Origin of the sequence: Runella limosa DSM 17973, from assembly GCF_000482465.1 — a bacterium.
Lineage (GTDB): Bacteria > Bacteroidota > Bacteroidia > Cytophagales > Spirosomataceae > Runella > Runella limosa.
This window is the reverse complement of sequence record NZ_AXVJ01000044.1, coordinates 24,809-48,901: the sequence shown is the minus strand read 5'-3', so window position 1 is coordinate 48,901 and position 24,093 is coordinate 24,809. Positions and strand designations below refer to the sequence as shown.

At 43.3% G+C, this 24,093-nt stretch carries 17 protein-coding genes; 11 read left to right on the top strand and 6 right to left on the bottom strand.

The features are described from left to right. Window positions 1–182 precede the first annotated feature (182 nt). Window positions 183–2,006, top strand: coding sequence for an ABC transporter ATP-binding protein (locus K339_RS0104795; protein WP_028522600.1), 1,824 nt, complete (start codon window positions 183–185; stop codon window positions 2,004–2,006). A gap of 121 nt (window positions 2,007–2,127) precedes the next feature. Here K339_RS0104795 and K339_RS0104790 read toward each other — a convergent pair whose 3' ends face one another. Beyond that, window positions 2,128–2,691, bottom strand: coding sequence for a helix-turn-helix domain-containing protein (locus tag K339_RS0104790; RefSeq protein WP_028522599.1), 564 nt, complete (start codon window positions 2,689–2,691; stop codon window positions 2,128–2,130). Between the two features lie 52 nt (window positions 2,692–2,743). After that, window positions 2,744–4,444 (bottom strand): tetratricopeptide repeat protein, encoded by a 1,701-nt coding sequence (locus K339_RS0104785; protein WP_028522598.1) that lies wholly within the window; start codon window positions 4,442–4,444, stop codon window positions 2,744–2,746. 523 nt (window positions 4,445–4,967) lie between these two features. Here K339_RS0104785 and K339_RS0104780 point away from each other — a divergent pair. The 6 genes from K339_RS0104780 to K339_RS0104755 all read left to right on the top strand — a co-directional run bounded on the left by K339_RS0104780 (window position 4,968) and on the right by K339_RS0104755 (window position 11,706). Continuing rightward, complete coding sequence (locus tag K339_RS0104780) at window positions 4,968–6,533, top strand: 7TM diverse intracellular signaling domain-containing protein (protein WP_028522597.1); 1,566 nt, start codon at window positions 4,968–4,970, stop codon at window positions 6,531–6,533. 38 nt (window positions 6,534–6,571) lie between these two features. Then, complete coding sequence (locus K339_RS0104775) at window positions 6,572–8,149, top strand: NAD(P)/FAD-dependent oxidoreductase (RefSeq protein WP_028522596.1); 1,578 nt, start codon at window positions 6,572–6,574, stop codon at window positions 8,147–8,149. Window positions 8,150–8,398: 249 nt separating this feature from the next. Further along, entirely contained in the window at window positions 8,399–8,941 is a 543-nt protein-coding gene (locus K339_RS0104770) for a hypothetical protein (protein ID WP_157607472.1), read from the top strand. A 235-nt stretch (window positions 8,942–9,176) separates the two neighbouring features. Next, window positions 9,177–9,809: an RNA polymerase sigma factor gene (locus tag K339_RS0104765; RefSeq protein ID WP_229598694.1), complete on the top strand. Its 633-nt coding sequence runs from the start codon at window positions 9,177–9,179 to the stop codon at window positions 9,807–9,809. Then, on the top strand, window positions 9,787–10,560 hold the full coding sequence (locus K339_RS0104760; protein WP_028522593.1) for a hypothetical protein: 774 nt from the start codon (window positions 9,787–9,789) through the stop codon (window positions 10,558–10,560). Before K339_RS0104765 ends, K339_RS0104760 begins: the two co-directional genes overlap by 23 nt. A 24-nt stretch (window positions 10,561–10,584) precedes the next feature. After that, on the top strand, window positions 10,585–11,706 hold the full coding sequence (locus tag K339_RS0104755; RefSeq protein WP_157607471.1) for a hypothetical protein: 1,122 nt from the start codon (window positions 10,585–10,587) through the stop codon (window positions 11,704–11,706). 366 nt (window positions 11,707–12,072) lie between these two features. On the opposite strand, the gene K339_RS0104750 is transcribed toward K339_RS0104755, so the two are convergent. After that, window positions 12,073–13,326 carry a phospholipase D-like domain-containing protein gene (locus K339_RS0104750; RefSeq protein WP_028522591.1) on the bottom strand — a complete coding sequence of 418 codons (1,254 nt, stop codon included), beginning with the start codon at window positions 13,324–13,326 and terminating at the stop codon, window positions 12,073–12,075. Window positions 13,327–13,865: 539 nt separating this feature from the next. Between K339_RS0104750 and K339_RS0104745 the strand changes: the two genes are divergently transcribed. Both K339_RS0104745 and K339_RS0104740 read left to right on the top strand, forming a co-directional pair. Further along, the gene (locus K339_RS0104745) at window positions 13,866–14,483 is read left to right on the top strand and encodes an NUDIX hydrolase (RefSeq protein ID WP_028522590.1); all 618 of its coding nucleotides are present in this window, start codon (window positions 13,866–13,868) and stop codon (window positions 14,481–14,483) included. Between the two features lie 164 nt (window positions 14,484–14,647). Next, a complete protein-coding gene (locus K339_RS0104740) occupies window positions 14,648–17,599 on the top strand; it encodes a glycosyltransferase family 117 protein (protein WP_028522589.1) in 2,952 nt (983 codons plus the stop codon). Between the two features lie 62 nt (window positions 17,600–17,661). Here the strand turns inward: K339_RS0104740 and K339_RS0104735 are convergent, their stop codons facing one another. After that, window positions 17,662–18,045 (bottom strand): DUF423 domain-containing protein, encoded by a 384-nt coding sequence (locus K339_RS0104735; protein WP_028522588.1) that lies wholly within the window; start codon window positions 18,043–18,045, stop codon window positions 17,662–17,664. 111 nt (window positions 18,046–18,156) lie between these two features. On the opposite strand from K339_RS0104735, the gene K339_RS0104730 reads away from it, so the two are divergent. After that, window positions 18,157–19,203 (top strand): glycosyltransferase family 9 protein, encoded by a 1,047-nt coding sequence (locus K339_RS0104730; RefSeq protein WP_028522587.1) that lies wholly within the window; start codon window positions 18,157–18,159, stop codon window positions 19,201–19,203. Between the two features lie 110 nt (window positions 19,204–19,313). After that, complete coding sequence (locus K339_RS36565) at window positions 19,314–23,249, top strand: replicative DNA helicase (protein ID WP_084332108.1); 3,936 nt, start codon at window positions 19,314–19,316, stop codon at window positions 23,247–23,249. 37 nt (window positions 23,250–23,286) lie between these two features. Here K339_RS36565 and K339_RS0104720 read toward each other — a convergent pair whose 3' ends face one another. After that, window positions 23,287–23,583 carry a DUF6916 family protein gene (locus K339_RS0104720; protein WP_037299246.1) on the bottom strand — a complete coding sequence of 99 codons (297 nt, stop codon included), beginning with the start codon at window positions 23,581–23,583 and terminating at the stop codon, window positions 23,287–23,289. A 12-nt stretch (window positions 23,584–23,595) separates the two neighbouring features. After that, window positions 23,596–24,090, bottom strand: a complete 495-nt coding sequence (locus K339_RS0104715) for a GNAT family N-acetyltransferase (protein WP_211243779.1) — start codon at window positions 24,088–24,090, stop codon at window positions 23,596–23,598. Window positions 24,091–24,093 lie beyond the last annotated feature (3 nt).

Sequence of the window (24,093 nt, the reverse complement as noted above, 5' to 3'; positions counted from 1 at the left end):
CGGCTTTAGCTTCTGGAGAACGGGTTGTGATAAGTGATTGTGGTGAAATTAGTACTGTGAGCTAGTGGGCGTCGGAGACGCTGGGCCGTGTGCGCCCCAAATTGTAGTTTGGGGCGCGCTTTTAGTTTGGGGCGAGGTAAACTAAATAAAAGGAAAGGCTGTTTTTAGGAAAAAATAGATAAATGGCCCCAAAAAACAAACTTCCCCAACCCACCCTCAAAGACCGTTTTGCGGCACTCAAGTATTTGCCCCCGTTTTTTAAGGAAATTTGGAACACTCACCCGTGGATGACAGCGGGCAATGGGCTGCTGCGTTTGGTACGTTCGGCTATTCCTTTTGGTACGTTGTATTTGGGTAAATTGATTATTGATGAGGTAGTAAGACTAATCAATTCCCACTCGACGGATACGTCTTGGTTGTTGTGGTTGATTGGCCTTGAGCTTGGGCTGGCGGTGTTGTCGGATGGCCTCAACCGCGCCACTTCCTTGCTCGATGCGCTCTTGGGCGATTTGCACGCCAATCGTTCTTCCATTCAAATCATGGAACACGCCGCTACCCTCGATTTGGCCCAATTTGAAGACCCCGTTTTTTACGATAAACTCGAACGCGCCCGTCAGCAAACCGTCGGACGCACGGCTTTGTTGGCCCAAACGTTGGCGCAGTTTCAAGACATTATTACCATTGGTTTTCTAGGGGCGGGCTTGGTGGTGTTTAGTCCTTGGCTGATTTTGATACTGATAGTGAGCATCTTACCCGCGTTTTTGGGAGAGTTTTACTTCAACGCCGAAAGCTACGCCCTTTCTTACCAATGGACGCCCCAGCGCCGCGAACTCGACTACCTGCGTTATGTAGGAGCTAGCAACGTGAACGCCAAGGAGGTAAAGCTTTTTAACTTGTCGAAGTTTTTGACGGAGCGTTTTCGGGAAGTATCGAGTGGGTACTATGAGCAAAATAAAAAATTGGCGATGCGACGGGCGTTTTGGGGCGCGCTGCTGACGGCCGTGGGGACGGCGGGTTACTACGGCGCTTACGGGTACATTGGACTAGAAACCGTCAAAGGAAGCATTACGCTGGGGAGTTTGACGTTTTTGGCAGGGTCGTTTCGGCAGCTAAAATCGTCGCTCGAAGGGATTCTGAACCGTTTTACGAGCATTTCACAGGGGGCATTGTACCTCAAAGATTTTTTTAATTTCTTTCACCTCCAACCCGAGGTGGCTTCGCCGCTGCATCCGCGCCCGTTTCCTAGTGTTATTCAAGAAGGTTTTGTGTTTGAAAACGTCAGTTTTCGCTACCCAAATGTGTCCAAATGGGTGTTTCAGAACCTGAATTTTACCCTAAAAAAAGGCGAAAAACTGGCGATAGTGGGTGAAAATGGGGCAGGAAAAACAACCCTTGTAAAATTGTTGACCCGCTTGTATGATCCTACCGAAGGCCGTATTTTGCTAGATGGCGTGGATTTGCGCGAGTATGATTTGGGGGAATTACAACGCCACATTGGGGTGATATTTCAGGATTATATTCGTTTGATGATGACCGCGCAGGCCAACATTGCCGTGGGCGACATCGAGCATATCCACGAACTCCAGCGCGTGCAAACCGCCGCCGAACGGAGTTTGGCGGCTAATTTGATTCAAAAATTTCCGAATGGATTGCAGCAGGTATTGGGACGGCATTTTAGTGGAGGTACGGAGCTGTCGGGCGGAGAGTGGCAAAAAATTGCCTTGGCCCGCGCCTACATGCGGGATTCTGAGTTGTTGATTTTGGACGAACCCACCGCTGCTTTGGACGCCCGTGCCGAATACGAGGTGTTTCAACGTTTCGCGGAATTGACCCAAGGGAAAATGGCCTTGTTGATTTCGCACCGTTTCTCCACCGTCCGCATGGCCGACCGTATTATTGTGATCGAAAACGGTGAGTTGTTGGAATCGGGTAGCCACGAAACGTTGATGGCTCAAAAAGGACGTTATGCCGAGTTGTTTCAACTGCAAGCCCGAGGTTATACTTAGAATGTCGAGTGAACATCCCGAAAGTTTGAAACTTTCGGGATGTTTTCATTTTGACCTAAAACTAAACCCGCGTTTTACAGCATTGTATTCACTTTATTGAAACGTAGGAGGTAGGACTTACTTACCTACGGACTCGGGCGTTGACTTTAATTCTGCCTGGCGTTACCTTTTGGTATTTTTTGAACACAATGACAAACTTAATCGGAGTGGTGTAGCCCAAAAGGTCAGAAACTTGCTTTACCGAATACCGACCGCTCTCAAGAAGCTCGCGTGCTTGTTGCATTTTGTGCTCCATAAAGTACTGATGGTAAGGTGTTTGGTACAAGCTTTTAAACACACTTTTAAACTTGCTTGGACTTACTTTAAACGAGCTTGAGACTTCGTCAATGGATGGTATTTTAAAAGAAAAATCAGAAATAATTTGCTCGTGTAATTGTTGAATTTTTTCTACAAACTCATCCTTAAATAGATATATCTCCTTGGAGGTATTAGTAGGTGCGTTTGTTGTGGATGTGCTGATTAGATTGGGGTAAATACCTACAGTAGAATGAATACAACTAAACGGAATTCGATGCTCAATGAGGAGCCTTAGAACTTGGCTTGAATCACTTTCGGAAATAACGATGCTAATGTGCTCATTAGCAGGAGATGGTAGAGGAATATTTGTAATGGTTCCAGAGTTCATAATACAATTGTTTAAAGAAAAGAGGATCATCAGTAGAATAGGAAATTAGATACTAAATACTTTGCAAATAAGTGTTGAGTTGTTCGTTTTCGTCGAGTTGTAATTTTTTCTTAATGCGTACCCGAGATAATGTAACACTTTTGGGGCTTATTCCCAGAATTTGAGCTACTTGTTTGGGAGATAAATTAATTTTTAAATAGGCGCAGTGTTTTAGATCTAATTCGGTAATTGAGCTTGAGCGTTGACGAAGTATTTCAAAAAAATGAGGTGAAACAGCTTCAAAATGAAGCTTAAACTTATCCCACTCATTTTCATTATTTGTATTGCTATCAATGGTTTTTAGAAGGTGTTTTATCTTGGTTCGTAAGCTAGGTTCGGCGTTTTCGTTGAGCTGCTCAATTTCTTTTTTAATATTTTGTAACAAATCACTTTGTTGGCTCAAATGCAGCGTAGTTGTGGCAAGTTTTCGCTGTTCAAAATCAATTTTTTGCTGTAATTTTTCTTGTTCTAATTGGGTAAGCTGTTTAGCGAGTTGGTGATTCCGATAAACCAAAAAGCCAAAAGTTAGGGTAATTAATAAAATACAAATACCAATTATGATGGCGTATCTTAGCCGAACATTGGCTGCCTGAACCTCTTCGTCTTTTTGCGCAAGCTCAAAGCTTGTTCGTTTAGCAACGGAGGTGTAAGTGCGCTCATTTGAATAAACAGAGTCACGCATTCTGACAGATTTCTGACTATTTATGAACGCATTTTTAAAGTCGCCAATTGTATAATAGTAATTGGTCAACAGATTATGCGCCCAAATCTTGGTCGAAGAGAATCGTGCTTTTTTATAAAATGTCAAATAACTTTTTTCTGCCTTCTCGTAATTTTTTTGTTTCAGGTAAATCGTCCCAAGGATACCATCAATTTCACCTGCATTAAACGGATGAGGGTGCGCCTTGTACAGTTTTTTGGCGGTAAGAATGGCCTTCAAGGCGTCATCATAACGCTTTAATTCAAGGAGTGCAATCGCATATTCGTAGTAGTGATTTCCGCATTCGCTAGGGGCATTTTGCTGACATTTAGCAATGGCTTGTTGGTGAAATGTAATTGCTTTGTTAAGATTTTCTTCGCGGGAAAATACCGAACCCAAGGCACTTTTGGCGATACTTTCTTCGAGAAATAATTGGTTCTTTTTGGCTAGTTCACTTGCCTGAAAAAAATAATACTTTGCTGTTTTAGTGTCACTGATTTCATAATGATAATACCCCATGTCATGATAAAGACGAAAAATGGTTTTTACCTTAAATACTGAGGCATTTGATTGGATGGTTTTTTCAATATTAAGTAAATAATCTAAACACGTATCACATTCTTTGGTTGTCTCGACAATGAGCAAGTCTGCTTGGACTTGCCCTTCTAAATAGCCTATTTTTTTGGCAGCCGAGGCTGCTTTTTTTGCATATTCAGTGGCAAGGGTGTTGTTGTACCAAAAGCGATAGGTTTCGGCATAGCCCAGCAGGCAAATGACTTGTGCCAATTCTGAATTTGGATGTTGTTCCTGAAACTTTTTTGCCAATGAAAAAGCCTTGCTTGAGTCTATGGCACTGTAGGTTTCAATTTCTGCCTTGGCGGTCAGCCATTCCTTGGGCATTTGGTCGAAGCCTGCGTTACGATCTTCTGTACAGTTATTTACCCCCAAAGAAAGCATTGCAAATAACAGCCATATTTTGCACTTTTGATATACCTTTTGGGCGATGATAGCCATTTGTAACCTATCATTATGGTTAAAAGGTTGTTTTATTAGGCCATTTTTGACCCTTTTGTTTTGGAATACCCTACTTGTCTCAGTTGACGTCATCTATGTTTTGAATGAATCAGAATACACCATTGAACAAATTGTTTGCAAAGTAGTTTGAGCAGCGTCCATAAATTTCGCTAAAACATTTTTGTCGCATGTAACTCAAACAGAGCTTCAACGCAGAAAAGCATATAGCTGATGCCTAATAAAATGCTTAAATCAATGTGAAAGTATTGAAAATGATACTTATGTAAAATAAATAAGGGTTAAAAAATATACGAATAGATAGTTTGGTAAAATAACATAGATATAAAAAATGTAATATTATAGTGATTTTAAAAGAAAAATGTACTTGTGTGTATGTAATTTGAAGGATGCTAGAATTTGTAATTATTAAACCTTGTTAAAAGACATATTTTTTTAGCCTGTGAGATGTTATATTTTGTTTTTGTTAGGGTGCTTATTAAGCACCTTTTCAGGAAAGAGTCAGGTGCCCGTACTTCATTACAGGGAAACGAAGACGATTTCGCTGGGAAGCTATCTTCAGTTTTATGAAGATAAAAGTCAACTGTTTGGTATAGAGCAACTTCAAAAACTGCCACCAAAAGCGTTTCAAAAAAATACTAAAACGGCTCCTAATTTTGGCGTCCGTAGCTCAAAAGTATGGTTGAAGGCATCGGTCGAAAACCATACGTCAGGCAGTCTTTATCTGCTTTGTGATGAAGAGAATATTTTCAGGATGGAAGTGTATGTTATCGACCAAAAAGGTGCAATTAGCTATTATAAAACAGGTTTTTTGGAAAAATATAACAGCCGATTTTTTCATAATAATCAGCTGACAGTACCGCTGGGGACTCATCCTCAAACAGTTTATATCGGAATAAGTGGCGATGCTACCTTGTTGGCCTCAATGTACGTGGCGTCTGAGAGAGCGCTGGCGAGTTGGCAACACAGAAATGACACTTTTGAGGGTGTCTTTTTGGGGTGGATGTTACTCGTGTTTTTGTATAATTTATTTATTTTCGTGCAGTTACGTGAACGACTTTATTTTACCTATTGCGTTTATGTCATCACTTGTACGTTTGTGGTTATTCGGCTCGAAGGCATCGGTTTTGACTTACTGTGGCCCGATTACCCGTCTTTTAACCGTTGGATTGATACACCGTCGGTGATTAATACATGGCTGGTGATTTTGTTTGCCATGCAGTTTCTTCAAACCAAAGCCATTGTGCCGCGCCTGCATCGCATCCTACAAGTATATTTGGGGTTGGTAACTTGCTTACCCTTGCTCGAAATCTTTAACATTCGGCCACTATCCAATAACCTGACGATGCTGTCTTTTTTGGTGAGCTGTACTTTGCTGATGACAACGGCCATCACCGTGTTTTGGAAAGGATTGCAGCAAGCTCGGTTTTATTTGTTGGGGTGGACGGTATTTCTTGGCTCGGTGGTCGTAATTACGTTGTGGAAAATGGGAATCATTACAAGTACTCATTTTTTGGTATATAATGCTTTTCCTATTGGGACAATGTTAGAGGCGGCACTTTTCTCTTTTGCCCTTGCTGATCGCATTCGCATTTTTCGCCAAGAAGCTGATGATGCGCGTTCGTTGTCGCTGAAACGTTTGGAAGAAAACGAAAAGCTGCTGACCGAATACCAACGAGTTCAGGAGCAAAACCGTCAATTGCAAGAGAAAAACGCCCGTGTTGTTCTCGAAGACGCTCCCCAACCGCTCAAGCGCCTATCGGTGCCGTCGATGAACGGCGTGCTGTTGTTGCCGTTATCGGATATTATTCACATGCAAGCGATGGGAAGTTATTGCAATATTTTTTTGACGAATCAGAAAAAAGTGATGGCTTCTAAGCCGTTGGCGGATTTTGAACCATTTTTGGTGGAAAATGAATTTATGCGGGTACACAAATCTCACCTTATAAACTTACGCCAAGTCGTGCGTTATGTAAAAGGCGACGGCGGAACCCTCGTCATGACCGATGAAAGTGAGGTGAGCGTATCACGCACGAAAAAGGGGGAGCTGCTCGCAATTTTAGGGATTTGACGTACCTTTGTGCTTATTAAAGGCTAAATCCCTTTCAAATGCACCAATCATTTCAACTTACGCTGCCACCCAATGTGGCACTTGACGATACGGCTTTTCAACAGTACGTGCTTCGTCATTTGGGGATTCAACAAACCGAAACCCTCACGATTCGTAAACTAAAGCAGTCGATTGACGCCCGCTCGCGGCAAGTGAAAGTCAATGTGTCGGTAGAAGTGTATGCCGACGAAGCGGCTCCCCCTGCCATTTCCTACCAAAAAAACTATCCTGACGTTTCTAATCAACCCGCAGTGGTGATTGTGGGCTGCGGACCTGCGGGGATGTTTGCGGCCTTGCGCCTGATTGAACTGGGCTACAAACCGATTGTGTTGGAACGCGGCAAAGACGTGCGAGCGCGTCGGCGCGATTTGGCGGCCATCAACAAAGACCAGATTGTTGATCCTGATTCTAATTATTGTTTTGGAGAAGGTGGGGCAGGGACGTATTCAGACGGTAAATTATATACTCGTTCCAACAAAAGGGGCGATGTACGGCGAATACTGGAAATCTTGGTGGCGCACGGAGCTACCGAACAAATTTTATACGATGCCCATCCGCACATTGGTACCAACAAGCTCCCACCGCTGATTGCCGACATGCGCGAAAGCATTCTGCAAGCAGGCGGGGAGGTGCATTTTAACACCCGAGTGACGGATTTTATACTTGATAGTCAGTCCGAAGCGATTCGAGGTGTCATCACGTCCGACGGCAAAGAGCACGTGGGATTGGGGGTGATTTTAGCCACGGGACACTCAGCCCGCGATATTTTTGAGCTGTGCCAAAAGCGAGACATTTTTATTGAAAGTAAACCTTTTGCGGTGGGAGTGCGGATTGAACACGCCCAAAGCCTGATTGATTCGTCACAGTATCATTGCGCCGATAGAGGGGCTTATTTGCCCGCAGCTTCGTACAGCTTAGTGACCCAGACCCGCGTAAACGGCGTTCAACGTGGCGTATTTTCATTTTGTATGTGTCCAGGTGGGTTCATCGTTCCAGCGGCAACGTCGCCAGGCGAGTTGGTAGTCAATGGCATGTCGCCGTCGCGGCGCGATTCCCGTTTTGCCAATTCGGGCATGGTGGTGAGTATCGAAGAAGCTGATTTAAAGCCGTATGCCAAGTTTGGACCATTGGCGGGGTTGGAACTTCAGAAGAAAATTGAGCAAAAAGCCTGCGCCATCACGGGAGGCGGGCAAATAGCACCTGCGCAACGGGTGTTGGATTTTATAAAACAACGTACGTCCAGCAGTTTGTTGGAAACCTCCTACCAGCCTGGATTGCAGTCGCTAGACTTGCGTGAGTACTTACCCGCGCACATTGCCGAGCCGTTGCGGTTGGGCTTGCAAGATTTTGGAAAAAAAATCAAGGATTATGTCTCGAATGATGCGCAGTTGATTGGCGCGGAAAGCCGAACGTCCTCACCCGTACGTATCCCTCGCGACCGCGAAACGGCAGAACACCTTCAAACCAAGCGCCTCTTTCCGTGCGGGGAAGGCGCGGGCTACGCGGGCGGCATCATGTCAGCGGCCTTAGACGGTACGTTTGTGGCGGAGTGTCTGGTGAAATTGTATGGGAAATAGTTTTTTGTCATGCCGTAGGCATCTATCTCCGTCTGAAACCTTCCCGAAAGTTCAAAACTTTCGGGAAGGTTTTTATAAATTGTGTGTTGGGATTCTCAAATCCCAACGAAGGGGTTGCTCACAACCCTGATTGTATTCACTTGTGGAATCGCGAGGATTTGAGAATCCCTGCCTACGGCTAGGTTAGAAGCCTATGAATAGGAAACACGAGCGGGAGCTTGTCCAAATAAAAGGTGAAAACATTTCCTCATGAACTCATTTCAAAAATTACTAATTATTTGTGCTATTTCTTTTAGTTGCTCTAATATGGATTTAGATATTAAAATCACTGAAAGAACGATAAGTAAACTTTCCTTTGTACCTGAAGGAGTTCCTAGTATATATGGTATCTCACCTATTTATGTTCTTCTCATAAACAATCAAATCGCTATAACAACGAATTCAAATATGTTTATCGTTTTTAAAGAGAATTATAAAGGTAAATACGCATCTTTTAAAGATTTTTTACGAGATGCACTATTGCAAAAAATATCTTTTACTCTAAAAGAAGTTAGCGTCAATTCTTATGTTGATTCATTTTCATTAAATAAAAAAGTAGAAAAAAAGTACAAATCTGAAAGCTTTGTAGAGTTTCAAAAATCATATTGCCATAGTTCTTCAAATTCACTCTGCTTAGATAAAGAACAAACAAATCCAGATGAACTGGCAAGTGTTTTGTATTTTTTATTTATCAATAATTACCAAATTAGAGAAGATGATGTAATAGGAACAATTTGCTTTACAGATTGGTAAGAAGAACAAATAATCAATTGTATTTACTTGTGGAATCGCGGGGATTTGAGAATCCCTGCTCACGGCTAGAAAGTATTATTCCCGATGGCGCGTTCGGTATGCTGGTTGTCTAAAGGTGTGTTGGGGCGTGTGTTGGGATTCTCAAATCCCAACGAAGGGGTTGCTCACAACCCCGATTGTATTCACTTGTGGAATCGCGGGGATTTGAGAATCCCTGCCTACGGCAGCGTCGGCATTGAATTTTTTTTACCCTTCAGGCAACCCATCGGGTTATTTCTGCATTTCTATCATTGAAACCAAACGAAGTAAACCTGTGTATCGCTGGCAGAAAGTTGTTGAAATGTGCAAAGAAAACAACCGATTCGCGCAGAATAGGCTGTATGAGGGCTTTGCCGCGCGACTGTTTCGGCTTTGTATGCGTTATGTTCGGCACAGCCAAGATGCGGAAGAAGTATTGATGAATGGTTTTTTGAAGTTTTTTAGGGGCTTGCCCGATTTTGACTACCGCGATGATCGCAGCCTAGAAGCGTGGCTCAAACGTATCATGGTCAACGAAGCATTGATGCATTTGCGCCAACAAAAAGCATTACCCAAATTTACGGATACCGACGAAGCGGACAGTACTTATATGGTGGAGCCCCCCGATGAGTCGATTGATGCCGAAGCGATTTACGCCGCGCTGATAGAGTTGCCTACAGGCTACCGTATGGTATTCAACCTGTACGTCGTGGAAGGGTTTAAACACGAGGAAATTGCCCAGCAATTGTCCATCGCCGTAGGTACTTCAAAATCCCAGTTGAGTAAAGCAAGAGCTATGTTGCAACAAATTTTAAAGAAAAGAGGCTATGAGCAATACGGAACAATTTGATGCGTGGCTGCGAGAGGAGATGGATAGCCTCGATAGTTTCCCCGATAACTTTCGGTCTGGAGTAGTTTGGCAGCAATTACAAGCCGAACTGCATCCCATGGCTGAAAAGAAGTCGGGATTCGCGAGATTTTTCAGATCTAAGTCAGTGTACTACCGCGTAGCAGCGGCGGCGGTGCTCTTGTTGTTGGTGGGCAATGTTGGCTGGAAAATGCAGTGGTTTGTTTTTCAACCTATTGATAAACAGTTGGTAGTGGAAAAGGCGGAATTGGTAAAGAAACCGCTTTTGGCAACAACGAATGAGAAGAATCCCGAACTGAAAGAAAAGACACTAACGCAGTCGGTGGTACGTAAATACTTACCTCAAAAAACATCCAAAATTACCACCATCGTACAGGCTTCGAGCACTTCCGAAGCGGTGCAAAATACGGAGCAAGTTCAGGAGGCCGTGTCAAGCCCCAACGAGGTGAGTCCTGCTGCTGCGGCTAAGGTTGAAATTTCGCAAGCTCCTGTAGAAATGGCGGCGGCACAGGTAATAAGCCAATCACCTAGAAACCAGACTTCAAAAAATAGAACCAAACCTGCCTTTAAAATTATCCATGCTAACGAATTGGCTGATTACCACAAAGTAGAAATGGCCGAAGCCCGCGAAAAAGAGGCAAAAGCCAAAGGGTTTGTGGTGATTAATTGGCAAACCAACAGCGGGAATCAGTCGGAAAGTAGCATCATGACGTACCTCAGAAAAAAAGATTAAAACACTCAAAATCCTCTAAATACCATGAAAACTTTCATCATAACGATGCTCGCAGCGGGCATCCTTAGCCACGCTTTTGCTCAAAATTTACCAGGAACAAAACCTTGGATGCTCGAAAAGCACAGTCGTTATCAATTTGAGTTGGAAAAAGGCAATAAGCTTATTGTATATGCCCCCAACGTGCGCAGTTTAGAACAGTTTCAAAACATCGACTCTACCCTTGCGTTGTTTGTCAGGGATTTTAAGAAAATAAAAACGGGTCTGGAAGAAACGGCCAATGCGCGCACGGTTATTTACAAACCTCTTAGTAACGAACAGTACCAACTGGATTTGAAAGAACACACCTCCGCCCAACAGCGTTTCCAACTTAGGCCGCAAAATGCCGAACCTTTGTTGCTAAAAACATCCCAAGATACGCTGCTCATTGTGCAAAATGCAACCGCTCCCGTTCAAATTAAGGTCGAGAATCCCAAGGCTAAAAATTTGATAACGAATGAGCTGGTCTATTTTTGTTTTGTGTTGAACAACCTAGAGGATGCCGAAGCACTGGCCGAAACATTAATGGCCAATGCGCACATACGAAAAGCGTTGGAGGATGTAAAAAAATACACGGGGCACGACCTTACCGACGAACGGTTTTCGTTTGAATACACGGACACGCCTTTGTCGGGAAGGAAGTTTAGGAAGGTTCAAAATAAAAAAGAAGACTTTATCGCCGTTCATCCCTCGTTTGGAATCGGTTTGTTTAGAAATCAATGGGTGCCCAACTCGCAAGTTGATTTTACGTTTGTGCCCAACAGGTACAAAACGATTGGCTACACGGTGGGATGGCGCAGTTTGTTTTTTACTGAGCGCAACGACCAGACCCAGCGTTTTACTACCCATAGCAATGGTTTTGTGCAAGTAGGCGTTACTTTTTACGATTTTAGACGCCCCTCATCGAAACAAATAAATACCCAAAAAGTGCTTTTTGGGGCGTATTTGGGGCATTCAGTAACTAGAAATGGGCCTATTTTTGATAAAAACACTTGGAATTTTTCAATGACGGTCACAACCTATGGCATGTTTAAGATACAGCCCGAAATCTATTTTAACGGTTTCTTCAAAAGTGTCCAACCTGGTTTACGACTACAAATTGGGATTTAGGAGTTTTGTGAGGGAGAGCGATGGTGCGTGCAGGTCACCCGTTCTTTAAACAAGTATTGGGTCGTGCGTTGGGATTCTCAAATCCCAACGAAGGGGCTGCTCACAACCCCGATTGTATTGTAGAATCGCGGGGATTTGAGAATCCCCGCTCACAGCTAACAGATAGGGCGACTGTAATGCTATTGAGTAGGGAGTTGTTTATACACTAACCCCCAGCAAAAGGCTAATACGAAACGTGTTGGGGGTTAGCGAAGTGAGGGATTTCGGAGCACAAAACGGCCAATACAGCACAAAAGTTGATGCGAAGTAGAATGTTCAATTAACCACTTCACTCATTATTGAGCCAAACACCCGTTAGCAATAGTTTTATCTTTTATTAAAAATTAAAATAGGCAAATTCTGATACTCTAATATTCCAACTCGATAGGAGTATTCTGGAAGAAATTTTTCAATCTCTTTTGGTTGATTCCAATGTGTTGTAAACTTAGCAGGTTCTATAAGAAACTTTAAAAAAGTACTCTGTCTTTCTTCTATTGATAATAGTTCTTTTTCAATGATTTGTTTGATTGACTCATTATTATATTTTGTCTTTGTTAGAGAAAAATTTGAACCATTGAAAAGGTAATACAAGGTTGCTTTACCAACAGACTCTTTGGAAAGAGTTACTTTAATATTTGAATCCTTAGTTGAAGACTTAAGAAATGTAAAATCAAGTTTGTATTTTTTCTTGTCAATTTCATAACCGTTCCATTCACTCATGTCAAACGTGGATTTCATAAAAGTGATTCTACTTGTATGAATTCTTAAATATGACATTTGCATAGTGTTGACATTTAATGCGGGATAATACTTATAATCCTCTAATTCAATTTGTTCTTCGTGATTTTCGCTATTTGTTTTTATCCATTTGCACAAGTTGTTGTGCTCTTGAGCAAAAAATGAGTAATAATTATAATTTGGTGGTGGGATTGTTCGTGTTAAAATTACTTCACCTTGTGCAAACCTGTAGGTTGAGTTGAAATATGAAGAGTTTTTAATTTGCTTTTCTAATTCTCTTTGATTGTAGTCAGAGATAATTTTTTCAACACTTAGGTCAAATTCCTTTTTGATTTTAGATATTTCTTCCTCATTTTTATTTAAATAAATTAATAACTCTTCAATTAACTCAGTGCTTATGATTTTTGATTCTTCTTTCCAATTATTAAGCGTTGTAATTAATTTTGAATTTTTAAATGAAGCCTCACTTATCATTCCTGCTTCTTTATTTTTTCTTCCTCTTTTTGTGAAATTTTGAGAGCCTAGTGAGATAAATGTATTGTCAACCACTAAGATTTTTGCGTGTAATCCATTAAGATTTTTTACAAAAATCCCCTTATTAATTGCCTCTTTTAAACTTTTAAGTTGATGCCCGCGTTGAAAAAGACTGTCGCCATCTAAGGCAGTTACTATTGTTACTCGTATTTGTTCTGGAACACTTTCTAAAAGAGTAATTATTGTATAATCTAAATAAGGAGTGAATACTTCAATAGAATATTCAGCTTTTCCAACTAGGTTTACCCATTTTTCGAATAAGTCACCTGCATGAAAATCAGTTGTTGATATAGATTTATCTTCTTTCAAATGTTTTTTTAATTCTGATTAAAGTTTTGTAATTAATTGATTTTCAAATGTATAAAAATATCCCTTTTATTCGATTTTTTTGTTTAAAACTTATTAGTCGTTAGCTAGATAAATCAGCTTCTCGGGAGCAAAGGGAATTATTACCAACAAGTAAATAGAAGCCACTCCATCGTTGTTAAATATTTGTAAACGCTTGGTAGGAGGCTAAGATACCTAGCACGCAACCTACCGCTTGGAAAGTCAGCTTAATTACCCATCATTCCCAAAGTAAAAATATTAGTGTAATTACTCAAGTAGTTGAATTGGTTTTTTGCCTGCACTCATTAATCTCCCCAACAACCTCAGAAGTCAATAGAAATTAACGACATAGCGCTGGTGACGTCCAAACAAAATGGCGTTACGAGCAGTTAATGATGGGCTGCGGTAGGCAATTATTTTGAAAATTGGGCAAGAAAATCATTAGTTTTTTGTAAAAAAAAGATTAATAAAAGCATAATACCGCTAAATTGCGCTTTCGTAAAAGCAATAGTAATGTAAAGATGCCGTTTCACGATTTTATACATCGCCTCGAACAACAACTGCAGTTGCCGCTGCCGGGGCAAGACGCGCATCTCAAAATGGCATCGGCCAGTCGGTTGCGGTTAAAAGCACAACCCAACGAAAAAACGCGGCGCTCTGCGGTCTTAATTTTGTTTTATCCTTACCGCGATAAAATTTTTGCCCCCCTCATTCTCCGCCCCAAATACGACGGAGTTCACGCAGGTCAAATGGCTTTCCCTGGAGGACGTTATGAAAAAACGGACGAAAACTTGATACGTACCGCACTTCGCGAAGCCCAAGAAGAAATTGGCATCAAAGCCGCCGACGTGAAGGTGCTTGGCAAACTGACGGAATTGTTTATCCCTCCCAGTAACTTCTTTGTGCTGCCTGTGGTGGGCAAACTCCCCTACAAACCCGACTTTTACCCCGACCCACGCGAAGTGGAGGCCGTCCTTGAAGTGAGTCTCGACGAGCTGCTGGATGAAGGGGTGATAGGTCGTACTCAGCTCGAAGTGCGTGGGGTCACCATCGAAACCCCTTTTTACGATATTCAGGGGCATAAAGTGTGGGGTGCTACCGCCATGATGATAAGCGAGTTGACGACGCTTCTTGGATAATATCCTTCTTTTAACAACTTTTAAGACCGACGTTTCGTCGGCTTTCTACCGAATTTGCTAATTTTGGCACGGCTTTCGTAGAAGAAAGCCAAAGTAGCATTCTAATTGGTGTCCCAATGTATTGATTGTAAACTCAAGACTTTTCACATTTCTACTAATTATTCATGTCTAAATTTAACCGAATAAACACCCTCTCTGGCTGGCTCGTATTTGCCGTAGCGCTAGTCACTTATGTACTCACCGTAGAGCGTACAGCAAGCTTTTGGGATTGCGGCGAGTTTATCGCCTGTTCGTACAAACTCCAAGTACCACACCCTCCAGGAGCACCACTATTTTTGCTGATTGGCCGTCTGTTTTCGATGTTGGCCATGGGCGATGTCACCCAAGTAGCGTACTGGATCAACATGGTGTCGGTGGTATCAAGTGCTTTCACCATCCTATTTTTATTTTGGAGCATCACGTTGTTGGCCCGCAAAATTTTGGGTAAACAAGACGACGAGCTTTCAATGGGCGAAATCATCGCCGTGGTAGGCTCAGGGCTTGTGGGCTCATTGGCCTATACGTACTCTGATTCTTTCTGGTTTTCGGCCGTCGAAGCTGAGGTGTATGGCCTTTCGTCGTTCTTTACGGCCATCGTTATTTGGGCGGTGTTGAAGTGGGAACGCATCGAAGACGAAGCCGCAGCCAACCGTTGGTTGATTTTTACCTTCTATTTGGTAGGGTTGTCAATCGGCGTCCACTTGCTCAACTTGGTGACCTTGCCTGCGTTGGCATTGGTGTATTATTTCAAAAAATACAAACCTACCTTGTGGGGTGGAATCGCGGCGTTTGTAGGAGGTTTGGTGGTGCTTGTTATCATCAACTCGGGCGTGATTGTGTGGTTGCCGTCGATTGCGGGTAAATTTGAAATTTTCTTTGTTAACACCCTAGGCACACCTTATTCGGTGGGTATCGTGGTGTTTTTGTTATTGTTTGTGGGTACCTTGATTTGGGGAGTTCGCTACACGGCCAAAAAAGAAAACGAAATTTGGAACGTGGCACTGTTGTCATTTACGTTTGTTTTGATTGGCTACGCTTCTTATTTCTTGGTGTTGGTTCGTTCTAACTTCAATCCACCAATCAACGAAAATGATCCAAGCGACGTCATCAGTTATGTTTCGTACCTAAAACGCGAGCAGTACGGTAGTCGCCCATTGTTGTTTGGCCCTGTGTTTACGGCGCGTCCAATCAATTCGGAACGCGGAGAACCGATTTACCGTAAATCAAACGGTCGTTATGTCATTGCCGATTACCGTCCAGAATACGTATATGAGAAAAACCAGCAAATGTTGTTCCCTCGCGTACACAGCAACCAAGGGAACCACCCGCAGTTGTACCGCGACAAGCTTAATTTGGCTGAAGGTCAAAAACCAAGCATGGGCGACAACCTGTCGTTTTTCTTCTCGCACCAGTTGGGACACATGTACTGGCGTTATTTCTTGTGGAACTTCGTAGGCCGTGAAAGCGACGAAGAAGGCGCAGGCGGACTTCGTCCGTGGGATACCAACGAAGGGTTGCCCGACGTCATGGCCAGCAACCGCGCCCGTGATAATTTCTACATGATTCCGTTTATTTTGGGTCTTTTGGGTATTGTGATTCAAGCCTTCCGCCGTCGTACCGATTTCTTGGTAACGGGCTTGTTATTCTTGATGATGGGTATTGCCCTCGTCGTTTACCTCAACTCGCCACCAGTAGAACCGCGCGAACGTGATTATATTTACGTAGGTTCGTTCTACATCTTTGCGTTCTGGATTGGGCTCGGGGTATTGTTCATTTACGATTTCTTGACCAAGTTTTTGCCATCAGCCACTACCCGCGCGGGGATTGCTACTGCTTTAGGATTGTCGGCGCCGTTGCTGATGGGGGCTAAAGGTTGGGACAACCACGACCGTAGCCACCGTTATCATTCAGTTGATTTTGCCAAAAACTTGTTAAATTCTTGTGCGCCAAACGCCATCTTGTTTACGGGAGGCGACAACGATACCTTCCCACTTTGGTATGTGCAAGAAGTAGAAGGCTTCCGTACCGACGTGCGCGTTTGTAACTTGAGCTTGTTGGGTACCGACTGGTACATTGGCCAAATGAAGCGCAAAACCTACGAGTCGCAGCCGCTACCTATTTCGTTGAATTACGAAAACTTTGCGGCGGGTAAAAACGACATCGTGCCTTTCTACGAAATGCCAGCTGTGAAAAATGGTATCAATTTGAAAGAATACATGTCGTTGGTAAAACAAAACAACGCGGCGATTCAGGTGCCATTGACAAGCGGCGAAATGACGAGCATCTTGCCATCGTCGGTGTTGGTGTTGGGTATTAATCCAGAACAAGTGCAAAAGATGAACATCCTTAAATCGGAGTTGGCGTCGTTTGTAAAAGATACCATGCAGTGGAACATCGGTAAGCGCGATTTGTACAAGTCTGACCTTATTATGCTCGACATCATCGCAACCAACGACTGGAAGCGTCCGATTTATTTCTCGGGAACGTTGACCAACGAAAACTACCTCAACTTGAAAGAGTACATGCAGTTGGAAGGTTATGCGTATCGCTTGTTGCCAGTGCGTGTACCTGGCGCATCAGACGGTTACGTAAACACCGACATCATGAGCGAAAACTTGATGAAGAAGACCTTCTGGCGTGAGCTTGACAATGCCAATACGTACTACGACGGTACGTTCAAAGGCTCGCCAGCGTTCTCGGCGCGTATTGCGTTCATGCGTTTGGTTGATCAGTTGATTCGTGAAGGTAAAAACGATAAAGCCAAAGCGGCGATGAACTTTATTTTGGCCAAAATGCCAGACAAGACCATTCCTTACGACCAAATTTCGGCCAACTACGTAGGGTTCTTGTTGAACTTGGGCGAAACCAAAAAAGGACTTGAGATTGCCAACACAATGGCTACGCGGGCAGAGTCGGTGTTGAAATACAACATTCAGCATCATTCTAACCAAGACAGCAATATCCAATTGTACATCCTTCAAACGCTTGCCAATGCGTGTCGCGAAGGAAAACAAGATGCCGCTGCCAAGAAATACGAGGCGTTGTTGCAACAATACATGACAGCACTCGGTGGCTAGTCGGTGAATACTATAAAAAAAGGCTGCCCAACAAGGCAGCCTTTTTTTATGAAAATGTGCGCTTACTTTTTGCCAGCGGCGAGGAGAAGAAGCACCCAGCCGATGATCATCAGGGTACCTCCAATGGGTGCAATGGCGCCAAAAGCACGAATGCCGGTAAAACAAATGGTGTACAACGAGCCCGAAAAAATGACAACGCCCACTAAAAAGGCATAGCCCGACCAGTTGTAAAAGCGCTCGGCATTGACGGCGCAGTTTTGGAGCAAAATACCAACCAAAACGAGGCCAATGGCGTGGTAAAACTGGTATTTAACGGCCGTTTCGAAGGTGTCGGCTCGGCCGTTGGTTTCGAGCATGGCTTTGAGTGCATGGGCGCCAAAAGCCCCTAGCGCCACGGCAAGTGCTCCTAATAAAGCGCCTGCTTGGATGAAAAATTTATCATTCATACAAATTGAAAAAACGTTTTTGAACCAAAAATAGATTACTTTCTTTATAAATCCGTTTTTAGGCTAACTTTGTAGATAGAAACTTACCATAGGATTTTGACTTCCAACGGCATGAGCTTATCAGATTTTGTTACACTTTGGAAACATCGCTACCGAAAATATACCTACATAGCACAAGAATACGTACTTGCATTTGCTACAATCGTACGTTTTTTTGGGTTAAAATTGTCTTTTTTGGGACGTAAAAAACTGGTGGCTATCATTCGTACGGAGCATTTTGGCGACATTGTGGCGGCCGAACCCCTTGCGCGTCAGGTACGAGAAGCACACCCAAACGATTATATAGTGTGGGTTGTAAAGCCTGCTTTTAAAGAGTTGGTCGCAACCCATCCTGCCATCAATGAAGCCTGGGCACAGCCTACGGTATTACGCCGTTTGTTGGTTTTTAATTCGGGTATTTTTGATAAAGTGTATAACCTTGAATTTTGGCAAAGTAATTTGGACGCCATCAGCGGAAGGGTTCACAAAAACGAAGTTGCGGCTGCAAAAGATATAACCGTATTTAATTACTTTGGAAAAGGTAATTTGCTGACTATCTTTCAGTTGTGTGCTGAGTTGCTCGTCAAAGATGACGTTCCTCAATTGTACATTCCAGCGGCGGATGCACAAAAAGTTGCGAATTTAAACCTGCCTCAGAAACTAATTGTCATTCATTGCAGTTCCAATTATCCAGCCAAAGATTGGTCAGTTCCTAATTGGGAAAAGCTAATTGATTGGCTGACTGAAGACTTGGGCTATACGGTGGTAGAAATCGGGCTAAAAAGCAAAAATTTGGTGAGGAGCGCTAAGTACATGGATGCCTGCGGGAAGTATTCGTTGTTACAAACGGCGGAAATCATTCGTAGGGCTCAGTATTTTATTGGGATAGACAGCGGGCCTGCGCATTTGGCAAATGCCGTAGGTACGTATGGTATATTGCTTTTTGGTAAATTAAATAACTTCGATACGTACATGCCATACTCAGGCAACTATCAAAATGGCACAAACGCTCGTTTGTTGTGGCAAACGGGTAAAACGTGTGCCGCGCTTGAATATCAATGGGTACAGGAACAAATAGAAGGTATTTTGGCAAAAGAGACCAAGGAAGTAACGGTGTAATTGGGGATAAATGGCAATCAGTGAGTTAAGGCAGGTAGTATTTTTTTGTTGGTAAAAAGTAGTTCATTATCCTAAATTTTGGAGTATCATTGTAGTTGATTTTGACACAAATGGAAAACGATAAGTCCCATAATTTTCTTCGAAAAGGCACGTCAGGATATGGCTCGCGAGCGGCAAATAATAACCGCTGGTTGGAGTCGGGGGCGGGTACAGGAAAACTTCCACCTCAAGCACTTGAGCTGGAAGAAGCAGTGCTGGGGGCTTTGATGATTGAGAAAGACGCGCTCAATGCGGTTATTGATATTTTAAAGTCAGACAGTTTTTATAAAGAAGCGCACCAACGCATCTATAATGCGATTATTACGCTCTTTACAAACTCTGAACCTATTGATTTGTTGACGGTTACGACGCAGTTGCGTCAATTGGGCGAGCTAGAAGTGGTGGGCGGAGCACAGTACATCACGGCGCTGACTACCAAAGTAAACTCAGCGGCCAACATCGAATACCACGCTCGGGTCATTGCGCAAGCGTCGATGAAGAGAGAAATGATTTCGGTGGCATCAAAGATTTTGCAAGATGCGTTTGAGGATACGACCGACGTTTTTACGCTGCTAGACACCGTAGAGCAGTCGCTTTTTAAAATTTCTGAATCCAATATCCGCAAGAATTACGCCGACATGAGCGCGCTCATGACCGAGGCATTGCGCGAGTTGGAGCGCCGTCGCGAACAAAAAGACGGTCTGACGGGCGTTCCGTCAGGTTTTACGCAACTCGACCGCCTCACGTCGGGTTGGCAGCCTACCGAACTTGTGATTCTTGCAGCTCGGCCAGCGATGGGAAAATGTCTGGGGAAAGGAACAAAAGTAGTCATGTTTGACGGTACACTTCGCAATGTGGAAGATGTACAAGTCGGTGATTTGCTAATGGGAGACGACTCGACGCCTCGAAAAGTGCTATCATTGGCGCGAGGTAAAGAAAATATGTACTGGGTGCATCAGAATAGAGGGATAAGTTATCGGGTAAATGAAAGTCATATTTTGTCGCTCAAACGTAGCCGAAATGATGGCGGTCACCAAAAAGGCGATGTACTCAATATCGAAGTTCGAGATTACCTTAAAAAGTCGAATAAGTTTAAGAGTAATTACAAAGGCTATAAAGTTCCGATTGAACTTTCGGAAAAAGAGGTTGAAATCGACCCTTATTTCTTTGGCGTTTGGTTAGGAGACGGACATTCATACAGCTCTCGTGTCACAAATACTGATCAAGAAGTTGTCGCTTATTTGGGCACATACGCTGAGGAGTTGAACTTACAACTTGTTAAGTACCAGCAAAAGGGTAAAGCCCCCAATTATGGAATTACTTCAGGCCAAAGAGGGGTAAAAACCGAAGTGTGTTTGCAGCAGGAGCTATGGAAGTTGGATACGATTGGCAACAAGCATATTCCTGACAGTTATTTGTACAATTCTTCTAAAAATCGACTCAAGCTTTTGGCAGGGTTGATAGATAGTGACGGCCATTACCAGAGTGACTATGACTGCTACGAAATTACCCAAAAAAACAAGCGATTAGCCGAACAAATTAAATATTTAGCGGATTCGCTTGGATTCAGGGTTTCTTTGAACGCTAAAAAAGCGTCTATCGCCTCTATTGGTTACGAAACAGAAGTGTATCGTGTCAGAATTAGCGGCGATTTGACCAAGATACCCGTAAAAATTGAGCGGAAAAAAGCGCGCGAAAGACGCAGCAACATTGATTGGCGGGTAACAGGAGTTCAAGTGGAGTTCGATTGTTTTGATGATTATTACGGCTTTGAAATAGACGAGAACCACCTGTTCTTGTTGGAAGACATGACCGTCACGCATAATACGGCCTTCGTTGTTTCAAGCCTAAGAAATGCTGCTGTGGATTTTGGAATGCCCGTGGCAATTTTCTCTTTGGAGATGTCGGCGGTACAGCTGGTCAATCGTATGATTTCGGCCGAAGCCGAGATTGACAGTGAAAAACTAAAGAAAGGAAACTTAGCCCCGCACGAGTGGACCCAACTCCACCAGCGCATCGACCGCTTGATGCGTGCCCCTATCTATATTGATGATACGCCTGCCTTGTCGATTTTGGAGCTACGGGCCAAATGTCGCCGTTTGAAACAACAGCATGACATTCAAATGGTCGTCATTGACTACTTGCAGCTCATGCAAGGCGACAGCAGCAAAGGGGCAGGAAACCGTGAACAAGAGATTGCGTCGATTTCGCGGGCGTTGAAAAACTTAGCCAAAGAGCTGAACGTACCCGTGATTGCCTTGTCGCAGTTGAGTCGTGCCGTCGAAACCCGTGGTGGTGATAAGCGTCCGCAGCTGTCTGACTTACGTGAATCGGGATGTGTGACAGGAGATACGCTTATTATTAATGCAGAAACGGGAGAAAGAATGCCTATTAGGCAACTTGCTGAACGAACAAATCCCAAAGATAAAGTCCCCTGTTTGGGGGTAAATGGGCAGTATAAAGTCGGGGCTCAAGAGATTACAAATGCCTTTTATTCGGGGAAAAAAGAAGTTTTTGAACTTACTACAAGGTCAGGTAAAAGTATAAAAGCCAGTGCAAACCACCCTTTTTTGAAACTTCAGGGGTGGAGTCGTTTGGATGCGCTAAGGGTTGGTGATAAAATCGCAGTTCCTCGCCGTATCGAGGTCAGTAAGCCCGCGAATCCCCTCGTTGATGAAGAACTGATTTTGCTGGCTCACTTGATTGGTGATGGTTGTATTTTGCCAAAGCAACCTTATCATTACACAAGTGCTGACGAGAAAAATATTGAGATTGTAGCGTCGGTAGCCCAAAAATTATTTGGCATAGTAGGTAAAACTGTGCCACAAAACAACTGGCAACATTTGTATTTGCCGTCTCCGTATCACTTGACACACGGTAAAAAACATCCAATTACCCTGTGGTATGAGCAGTTGGGATTGGAGCGTGTGCACTCGTACAATAAGCGCCTTCCTGAACAACTTTTTAAGAGTGACAACCAAAAAATCGCTTTGTTCCTCCACCACTTATGGGCAACGGATGGAAATATAAGTTGGAAAAAAGCGCAAGGGCGGAAAGACGCTGCGGCGATTTATTATGCTTCCTCAAGTAAACAATTGGCCGAGCAAGTTGCGCATTTGTTGCTACGATTGGGAATACGTACTACGGTAAAGAGGATAAAGTCAGAGAAGTACAGAGATATGTATCATGTTGATGTTCAAGGAGTAGTGGCTCAACTTGATTTTTTACAACAAGTTGGTTGCTTTGGTCAACGCGGTCAAATCATTCCTGAGCTTATTGCGGCACTTCAACAAATTGAGGCAAACCCTAATGTGGATGTTTTACCCAAAGAAGTGTGGGATCTGTTTATCAAACCACTAAAAGAAGAAGCTGAGTTAAGTTGGCGTCATTTTGCGGATAAACTTCAAGTGGCTTATAGTGGAACGAGTTTGTTTCAAAAGGGAGTTTCAAGGACTCGTTTAGAAAAAATCTGTCAATTATTTCCTGCGGCCGCAATGCTTAAAGCCCTGTCCGAATCGGATGTATTTTGGGATGAAATAGTGTCTATTGTTCCACTAGGGGTTGAAGATGTGTATGATGCTACTGTCGCGGGGGTACACAATTTTGTGGCCAACGATATTATCATCCATAATAGTATCGAGCAGGACGCAGACATGGTTGCGTTTTTGTATCGACCTGAATATTACGGGTTTACGCAAGATGAAGCTGGTAATTCAGTACAAGGAGTTGGAGAAGTAATTGTCGCCAAAAACCGTAGTGGTTCATTGGATACCATTCAGCTGCGGTTTATTGGTAAATACACCAAATTTGCGGATTTGGATGGTTTTTACGGCGCTGTTTCCTCACCTACGCCATCGTTTAATCCCGAAGCCAGGGCACAAGCAGCAAGTTCGTTTGATACGCCACCTGCTTCGACGGGCGGAACGTTCAAAAGCAAAGCCAATGATTTGGGGGATATGGGGATGAATTTCCCTCCGCCAAACCCGCTGGATGAACCTCCGTTTTAAAATAAAAGGGTTGTGGATTTGTCCACAACCCTTTTTGTTAACTGATAACTATTTCGTAGCGCATTCCTTTAGCCCCAGGGCCAATGGGCACCATAAACAGCGGCAATTCGCCTGCGGTAGGATGAACGAGCACAAAAGAGCCCTGTAAATAATATTGCCGAGTAAGGTCGGTTTCTAATTCTAACGTAAAGGGTTGTCGAAATTTATCGGAAGCGCTTCCCCATGGAGTCACTTTGATGAGTTCGGCAGGATGGCTAATTTCCGACGCAAAACGAATGGTGAGTGTTTGGTTTACGAGCGGCTGAAAATCAGAAATTTTAAGGGTCTCTAACATAATCTTCAATAATTAAGAAATACCATTTTTAGGTTTCCACTCCATTAGGTAATAGTAAGTATTGAACTCACCAATTTTTACAAAACCCAGCCGTTCGTAAAGTCGTAGGGCAGGATTATTACACTCTACATGGATGGTGGTTGATTTTCCTAGCTCCGTCCCTTTTTGAATGACCGCTTGAAGTAGCTGACTTCCAAGGCCATGCCCTCGGTAAGGAGGCAAAATCGCAATATCCATGATGCGAACTTCAGAAGGACTATAATTCCAATGCACATAAAGCCGACCAATGGCGGTATGATTGGCCTCCAGAAGCTGTAAATCGGCTCCTACATAAAACTCACGGTAGTACTTATGTTGCGCGTAGAATTGTTGTTCTACAAAGTCCCTTTTTTGTTCTTCTGACCACGCTGGCACCAAGGCCAATTCCTCGGCCCTGGTGCTGGCATAAATTTCTAACAAATCAGGCAAATCAGCCTCAACAATGGGTCGTGATGTGATTTCCATCATTAC

Coding starts and splice junctions, on each gene's coding strand:
- K339_RS0104795 (WP_028522600.1), top strand. CDS start 183: ATGGCCCCAAAAAACAAACTTCCCCAACCCACCCTCAAAGACCGTTTT.
- K339_RS0104785 (WP_028522598.1), bottom strand. CDS start 4,444: ATGGCTATCATCGCCCAAAAGGTATATCAAAAGTGCAAAATATGGCTG.
- K339_RS0104720 (WP_037299246.1), bottom strand. CDS start 23,583: ATGTTAGAGACCCTTAAAATTTCTGATTTTCAGCCGCTCGTAAACCAA.
- K339_RS0104790 (WP_028522599.1), bottom strand. CDS start 2,691: ATGAACTCTGGAACCATTACAAATATTCCTCTACCATCTCCTGCTAAT.
- K339_RS0104760 (WP_028522593.1), top strand. CDS start 9,787: ATGAGCAATACGGAACAATTTGATGCGTGGCTGCGAGAGGAGATGGAT.
- K339_RS0104735 (WP_028522588.1), bottom strand. CDS start 18,045: ATGAATGATAAATTTTTCATCCAAGCAGGCGCTTTATTAGGAGCACTT.
- K339_RS0104755 (WP_157607471.1), top strand. CDS start 10,585: ATGAAAACTTTCATCATAACGATGCTCGCAGCGGGCATCCTTAGCCAC.
- K339_RS0104715 (WP_211243779.1), bottom strand. CDS start 24,090: ATGATGGAAATCACATCACGACCCATTGTTGAGGCTGATTTGCCTGAT.
- K339_RS36565 (WP_084332108.1), top strand. CDS start 19,314: ATGGAAAACGATAAGTCCCATAATTTTCTTCGAAAAGGCACGTCAGGA.
- K339_RS0104730 (WP_028522587.1), top strand. CDS start 18,157: ATGAGCTTATCAGATTTTGTTACACTTTGGAAACATCGCTACCGAAAA.
- K339_RS0104770 (WP_157607472.1), top strand. CDS start 8,399: ATGAACTCATTTCAAAAATTACTAATTATTTGTGCTATTTCTTTTAGT.
- K339_RS0104775 (WP_028522596.1), top strand. CDS start 6,572: ATGCACCAATCATTTCAACTTACGCTGCCACCCAATGTGGCACTTGAC.
- K339_RS0104740 (WP_028522589.1), top strand. CDS start 14,648: ATGTCTAAATTTAACCGAATAAACACCCTCTCTGGCTGGCTCGTATTT.
- K339_RS0104745 (WP_028522590.1), top strand. CDS start 13,866: ATGCCGTTTCACGATTTTATACATCGCCTCGAACAACAACTGCAGTTG.